Source organism: Bartonella sp. AA74HLJMH, from assembly GCF_042197045.1.
In the GTDB taxonomy this organism is placed as follows: Bacteria; Pseudomonadota; Alphaproteobacteria; order Rhizobiales; family Rhizobiaceae; genus Bartonella.
Window position 1 is genome coordinate 1 of the sequence record NZ_JBHIRJ010000030.1, and the last position, 7,870, is coordinate 7,870.

The 7,870-nt window shown below is 36.8% G+C and carries 1 protein-coding gene and 1 pseudogene; both read right to left on the reverse strand.

Going from position 1 to position 7,870, the window contains the following annotated elements; all coding sequences use genetic code 11:
- Window positions 1-662: 662 nt before the first annotated feature.
- Window positions 663-5,619, reverse strand: a pseudogene (locus ACFINH_RS08630) (DEAD/DEAH box helicase).
- Between the two features lie 667 nt (window positions 5,620-6,286).
- On the reverse strand, window positions 6,287-7,870 hold a 1,584-nt coding region (locus tag ACFINH_RS08635; protein ID WP_375632700.1), incomplete at its 5' end, for a YfjI family protein.

Genomic DNA, 7,870 nt, shown 5'->3' on the forward strand with positions numbered 1-7,870 from the left:
GACGAATCTTATGATTTTAGTGAGTGATTAAAATGTGCTTTATGAAAAGCATATGATCCTTTAAGCCTTTCAAAAGAAAGGGATTATAATCATAATAGATGCTATCAAGACCATTATGGTTATGAGTTTTGGAGGTTTAGGGGGTTTTGGAGGTGCTTTTTACGCTCCCCCCTTTACATATTTTTCAATAAAAAATAAAAGTCATTATATTTCAATAAGTTAATCTTTCAAATAAACAACCTATATTAAACACAAAACATAAATACAATCTTTAATATATATTTAAGAGGGTTTTGTAAGTGTTTTGGGGGTTTGAGAAACATTCAAAACCTATAAGTAATATAAGAAAATGAATATACATAACTCTCTTTAAACAAAGCTTCTGATAACAATAAAGCTATCATTTTAGATTACGGTATAATCTTTTAAAGGCAATGTAAAAGAAGCGTATTCACTTTAAGATGGGATTTATTAAAAATCTTAAAGCAATCCAAAGTACAGTGTTAAAAAGTGCAAAGCCTTATCTTTTATGATAACGCATATAAAATATTCTTTTAAAGATTATATGTAAGCAATTTATAAAAGGGGCATAGAACCTATAGGTATAAAACCTTATACCCGTTGTGAGTTTATCATACCCATTATGTGAGCACGCTTTTAAGTTATTCAGTTTCTCTAATTTCTAGTTTTGGTAGGTTCTTAACGATTTTCATTGTCTCTAAACTTACGGTAATAACCCTTTGAAACAACTCTAATGGATAAGCAGGGTTGCCAACGGTTTCAACAGCATAGTGATTGGCATCATTCACAATGCCACTCTTTTTATCAGTCTTTACACATTGACGCCCCATAACCCATTCAAGAGCGGGCTTGCCATTGACGATATACTCATAAGCTTCAAGAGGGATATCTGTTATTGTGATATTGCTGTTATAAAAAACAATCGATTTATCTTTCTCTTTACCTGCTTTTGCGAATTTCATTTCTGTAACGTAATAAAACTTTTCGGGATTAGAGATGTCAGTTAATTTTGGATTACCCTTTTTAAAGGTCACGGGATAAGGTTCTACAGTTTCATAATTCACGTGCAAATGACCCAATTCACGCCCAGCATTAACAAACTTCCAAAAATCTTCAGCGCTTTTTACACAAGGGATGCGAGGCAATTCTTTAGAGAGGTTATCAGCATAACGAGCACGATAATCTTCCGAATGTAACAATCCGTAGACGTAATAGAACAAATCATCTTTAGTGATTTTTTCATTCGGATAAGCTGCTTTAAAATGTGCTAATCCTTCATTCGTAATGGCATCACGCTTTTGTAAACTAGCTGTTTTACTTTCTTCTGTAAATAAATAGGATTGTTTCTTGTTTTTATCTTTTGAGATCGTGCTATCTTTGTAAATATAGCGCGGAAAGCATTGACTAGTATCCATCGCATGAAAATCAGGCACATTTTTAGTCATAAATACAGAAAAACCACACCTTGCTCCTATGCCTGTAATTTGAATTACTTTATTTTCAACCGTTTTCCCCATCGGAAATATACAAGGAATTTTAGCAACCATTTCATTAAAGGCACGATTGTAATAAAGCCATTGCTGTATAAAAGGACGATAAAGGCTTTGAATAAGGCATATATCTTCAAATTCAAAAATCTTTCCTTTAGTTAAATGTTTTTTAAGATTAATACTCCAACTAATTTTGCGTTCATCCGTATTGACGAAATCGTCTACGACATTAGCACGTGTTTTTCGGTCAGTATGTACATAAGTATCATTAAAATGTTCCACTTCGCTATTATAGGAAGCAATCATATTATTCATGTTTTTCTTTAAAACTTCACGGCTGGAGTTATATGCCCAAGCATCACGATTAGTTTTTAGACCACAAGAATAAATCTCAAACAGTTTTTTATCATAAGGTTTCTTATCACCTAGAGCTAAGAATGTTTCAAAACTGTCATCACGTTGATTTATCCAATCACCATGTTTATCTGGTGTAATCATTTGCCAGCTTTGTTTACGTGTAATACCACCAACACTACCAAAGTATTCAAGAGCTGTAAGTTTTTCTTTTATCGTACGATTATTACCAATATCTGATAGTAAATTTTACATTCTTCAGAAACATTGGGATTTTTGATAAATAAGGTTACGGCAATACCAGTCATACTACCACTACCAAAAACATTTTCTCCTTCTTGAGCTTTTCCATCGCTTAACATATTTTTACGGATATCCCCCCGTAAATTAAGTACATAAATGCTCGTAAATTCGTTGGCTAAAGATTTTCGTAAACCATCCATTGTCGACTTTTCTATATAACCAGATCCAGAAACAAAGCCGATTACCCCAGCATTATCAATACGATCACTAGCCCAGCGTATAGCACGAATATAACTATCGTAAAGTGCTTGCATATTGATTGATTCAGATTGAGCAGCATAGGTTTCACGAATACGGTCATTTAATATGGGATAAGGGGTATTCTTTGCATTGTCATTAGCACTTTTTTGACCTGTTGAATAGGGAGGATTGCCAAAGATAACTTCGATATTTAGATTTTTCTGGTGTTCTAAATATTCACTGTTTTCTTTGAATAATTTTTGCAGAAGGTTCTTTTCTTCAAGCATCTGAAACGTATCAGTCAAACCAATATGCTTGAAAGGGATATACTCACCTTTCATCAAACTATGATAAGTCGATTCAATGTTAATCGCTGCTATGTAATAGGCAAGCAAAACAATCTCATTGGCGTGGATATCATGACGGAACTTATATTCCATATCCTCTGGTTTGATGAGATTGGATTGTAAAAGCCGTGTAATAAAGGTTCCCGTTCCAGTGAAAGGGTCAAGAATAGAAACACCCCGTGACCCCAAGCTTTTTCCAAACTCATTACGCAACACATCATCAACAGAATGAATGATAAAATCAACAACCTCAACGGGTGTATAAACAATCCCAAGCTTATCCGTGGTTTTCTTAAATGCCTTGGCAAAAAAACTTTCATAAAGTTTGATAATAAGATTCTGTTTTGCATGCGTTTCGGTGATACCTGCTGTACAGAATGTGACACTTTTGTAAAATTTATCAAGATCTTTCGTTTTCTCTTCGATATTGGTTTTATCCAGTTCCGTTAAGATCTTATCCATTGCTTGCGAAATGGCATTGTTCTGTACAAATTCATTGCCTTCAAACAAGGCTTCAAACACGGGACGCGTGACAAGATGTTGTGCAAGCATCTCAATGGCTTCCTCTTGTTTGATTTCACTGTTGACGTTGTTCTTTAATTCCTTATGGAATGCATCAAAGGCGTGAAAGGCTTCACTCTTTTCATCGGAAATCATATCTTTAAGATGATTGATATGGTTTTGAGCAATCTCAGCAACATTGTTCGCCCATATGCCCCAATAATCCGTGATTTTAAAACTATCCAGAAAAATGGCTTTGACAAAATCAAAAAATTCAGAACGGGGGAATAAGTCTTCTTGTCCTCCAGATACCGATTGAGATTTGCTTTCTGCTGTTCCAATGACACGTCCAGAACTTTCTGCTTTTGATGGTATCGAGATCTCATCAACCGTTGTGGTGAGTTCTTGTAATTCATTGGCACGCTTAATCTCTATAATCTCAATCGTATGGCTGCTATCTTGTCCTAAAGACATTTGATTAATCGTCCGAGCAAGCCTTTCATCATGAGAATGTAAAGCATGCAAAACTTGCCAAACAACACGGTATCTCTTATTGTTTTTTAAAGCCTTTTTGGCTTCTAAGTGTGAAGGAATGATAATGGGTAAAATGATATAGCCCGTTTTTTTATTTGGAGCACGGCGCATCACACGCCCTACCGCCTGTATCACATCCACTTGGCTATTGCGCGGGTGTAAGAACATGATCGCATCAAGAGCAGGGACGTCAATTCCTTCAGACAGACACCGAACATTGCTTAAAATCCGACAAACATTTTGACCCGCATCTTCTTTAAGCCAATCCAGTTCCTCATTGCGTTTTTTGACACTTTGCGTTCCGTCAATATGTCTTACTTCACAGTTTAGAAAGGGAACGGTTTGAAGGAAATCATCAATATGAGATTTGATAATTTTATTAAAGAGCTTTGTTATATATTGAGAGGTGTTAATGTCTTTGCAAAAAGCTAAAGCACATTGCATGGGCTCTGTATCATCATCATCAACAGCCGCTTGCTTATCTATTTTGGTAAGTGCTCTATAACAGCCAATAATTTTTGCCGCATCATCTAAATCAATTTCACGGTTTTCATTGGCAATAATCTCCTGTATGGCTGGTGTGATATAGGTTTCATTAATGCCTAAGACCACAATTTTGTAAGGGGTTAACAGTTCATTATCAACAGCTTCTGCGAAGGTATAATGATGGAGTTGTTTTCCAAAAAGTGCTTCATCATCCATAGAGGCGAGAACGGCATTGATCTCATCAGCGTGCCTTTTAGCAGTGTCACTAAAGATACGAGGCGTTGCTGTCATATACAGACGTTTTTTACCTCGAATAATGCTGTTATCATGAACCTTGATAAATTCAGATTCATTGTCTTCAGTTCCCAATGAAGCCCCAGTTGTTCTATGGGCTTCATCACAAATGATCAGATCAAATTCAGGTAACCCATGGTCTTTTTGTGCATCCGAAAGCACTTGGATAGAATGGTAAGTTGAAAAGATAACCGTCATTGCATCTGCGAGGTTTTCACAAGCTTCTTTAGCAAGGGCTTGTGCATCCGTGGTAGCAGGGAGAACAAGATCTGATGTTTCCATACCAATAATATCATCTTGGTTTTTTCGACGCTTGCCTACTTTTGTATCCGAACACACGGCAAAGGAACGCAACGGGACTTGTGCATCGGCTGTCCATTCACGGATTGTTTGCGAGACTAAAGCCAGAGAAGGTACCAGAAACAAAACACGCTTGCCTTTCCCAGCAAGGGTTTCTGCTATCTTCAAACTGGTGAAAGTCTTCCCCGTACCACATGCCATAATCAGCTTGCCACGATCTGCTTCTTTTAAACCTTCACAGACTTTCTTGATGGCTTCTTCTTGATGGGGACGAGGCTCTTTTGTTGATTTCAGAACAACTTCTTTTTTCGTTGCAAATATTTGCCAATCTATCCGACTGTTTCCATATGACGAAGGTCAATACGATAAACGGGTATCGCTTGTCCTTTAATCATGGCATTCACATTGTCACTTAATTCCACTTCTGTGCTGTCAACGAGAAGGCGATATTTAAAGATGTCTTTTCCAGATGCCGCGATAAAGCTATCAATATCCTTTTTACTGATCTGATGGTCTGCTTGATAAAACTTACATTGAATAGCCGCATAACCTCCTTGATCACGGATTGTAGCGACCAGATCAATGCCGATATCATTTTTATTCCAACCTTCACGCTCTTCAGCCCATTCATAATAGGTTTCTACCTTTTCATATCGTCCATAATGGAGAGGGTCATGCATAAGATATTTTGTCACAAAATCTTCAAACACTTTCCCCCGTAGAGCATTTGATGTTGCCTGTTCACGATAGGATTGTAAAAGGGAGCGTAAAGTGAATTGTTTATTATCAGACTTAATAGATTGAAGCATATTGTAATAAAAATCCCTTACCTTATGAGATGATTAATATTTATCAAAAGAATCAAAACGAATTCAATTAAATGCACTTAAAGCAAATAACGATAAAAAAGGGAAAAAAACTGCTAAAAAAGCCGATATTTTTTTCAAAAGGGGTCTTTAAGGCTGCTTATCAACAGCCCATGACATGGAATAAGATCAGCAAAGTAGTGAAATTTGCTATTCATTTCACGGGTTAATCAAGATAAATGTACTATGGGCTTTAATATATCAGAATGAGTACTTTGATAGATTTTATGAATCATTTTCCTTATAGGTTTTGAAGGTATAAAAACCGTCAAAACCCCTTCAAAACGTATATTATTAGTTGAATTTATAGGTTGTGTTATCAATATGAGTTGTTTTTTTAAGATCTGTAAAATCTTAACCTATTGAAAAATAACGTTTTTACTTTTTATCGTTTTTTTATCTAAAAGGGGCAACCCTCAAAACTCAAAACCCCGTCAAAACCTATAGAGGTTGTGTTTTGGATATCTTTGACACAAGATTTAAAAGGAACTCTGTATGTTTCTTCTTTAAAAAATTATAAAACAAAAACCCTCAAAGATACTTTGTAAACCCTCTGTTGGTACGATAAGATCTTTGAAGGTTTTAAGAATAACAAAAGATTACAATGGCTTCATTGTTTGATGCTGTTGTTTTTAACGAAAGGGTGCCATTCATAACGTATGGTAGGTCGACCGCCTTGGGAGTTATTTTCACTTGCTATTTGACGAATATGATTGGAACGACATAAGAGCTCTAAAGCTTGCTTAACGGCTTTATTATCTGTTAAACCGATCCAACTTCTTTGATGAATATCACGTAAAGTAAAGACATCGGGTAAATGATCACAGCGCTCGACAATCAATTTTGCCCCCTCTGTTGCTAAGCTATCCGCCGCCGCATAGAGCCTTTTGACATGACTGAACAAATATTTTTCCCATCGCAAGGCTGTTTGAAGGGCACCTTTATTGATTTCAAAACGCCCCCCTTCGGTTAATTCAAAAATCAATGCAAGACTTACTATGGTCTTAGGCATTTTCAAAAGATGCGCTTGTAAGCTTTCTGAGTAACTACCTCCTTTTGCCTCTTTATGAAGATGCTCGAACCATTCATAAAACTTCACTTGTGCTTTAGGAGAAAAACGCATAATCAGTGGTTGTTCGGGAGAACCTAAGCGTTTATCACGAAAAGAGCGAAATACCCCTTCATACTTTTGCCAGACCTCTTGATTGGGCGGTTTATCAACCAATTGCCACTCTTTATTGTCATCGGGCCAGACAATCATTTGAAAGCGTTGCAATAAACCGTCATCGTTTATTCCACGGTGTATGGCTTGAATGAGCGGAATAATGCGTGAAGGTTGAATGCCTCCAATCATGGATAAAGTGACATAAGGGATAAAAATGGTTCCACGCTCGATACGGTCATAAGTAAATTGATCGTCTCCATTAAAAGCTGTTAAATAAAAGGCACGGTCTGTTTGATATTCTCTTCGTTCCAGATTGGCTAAAAAACCAGATAATTCATCACGCACCATTAAGAGACCACGGGGGTTTTCTTTTAAGAGTTCCCCAAGCTTTTCAACAGTCACATCATTGACAATAAAACGAGAGACATCATCATCATGCGCATTGTCTTTAGAGAGCGTTTCATACAAAAGAGCACGAGCGGTTTCACACTCTCCTTTTCTTATCGCTTTATTGGCTTGTCTTTCCTTTTCTCGTTTATCTAAAGTTTCAAGTCTCTCTTCAATTTCTTGTTTTTCTTTTTGCTTTAACCAGTCTTTATACCATTCCTTTTGAAGGCAAGTGATAGGAGCTAAAGCGGCTTTCATGGCTGGTGTTTTGTATGTTGACGATTGACCAATAAGAGCGCCCCAGAGATTAGGCACCACAATCCAATCATCATATTGTTTTGGGGCAACCCGCACGCCATTACCAATGACAGCAGCCAAGGCACAGAGAGCAGAGACAGCAATAAAATCCATAGGGGCTTGTTGACGCTCTGAAACGTCATAAATATAGTCCATGAATGGCATTGGGAGCTGTAATGGGTCAAAAGGCTCGACGGGTAAAAGAGCCGCCGTGATAGGCTTTAATTCCCCCCAACCGTTTTGTTGCAATGCTTGTTTATAAGGAATGGCTTCTAAACAAGTCTTATCATTTAAAGAGCCATTATCGTTATCATTGAATGAAACATTTTGATTGTTGGTATCGAC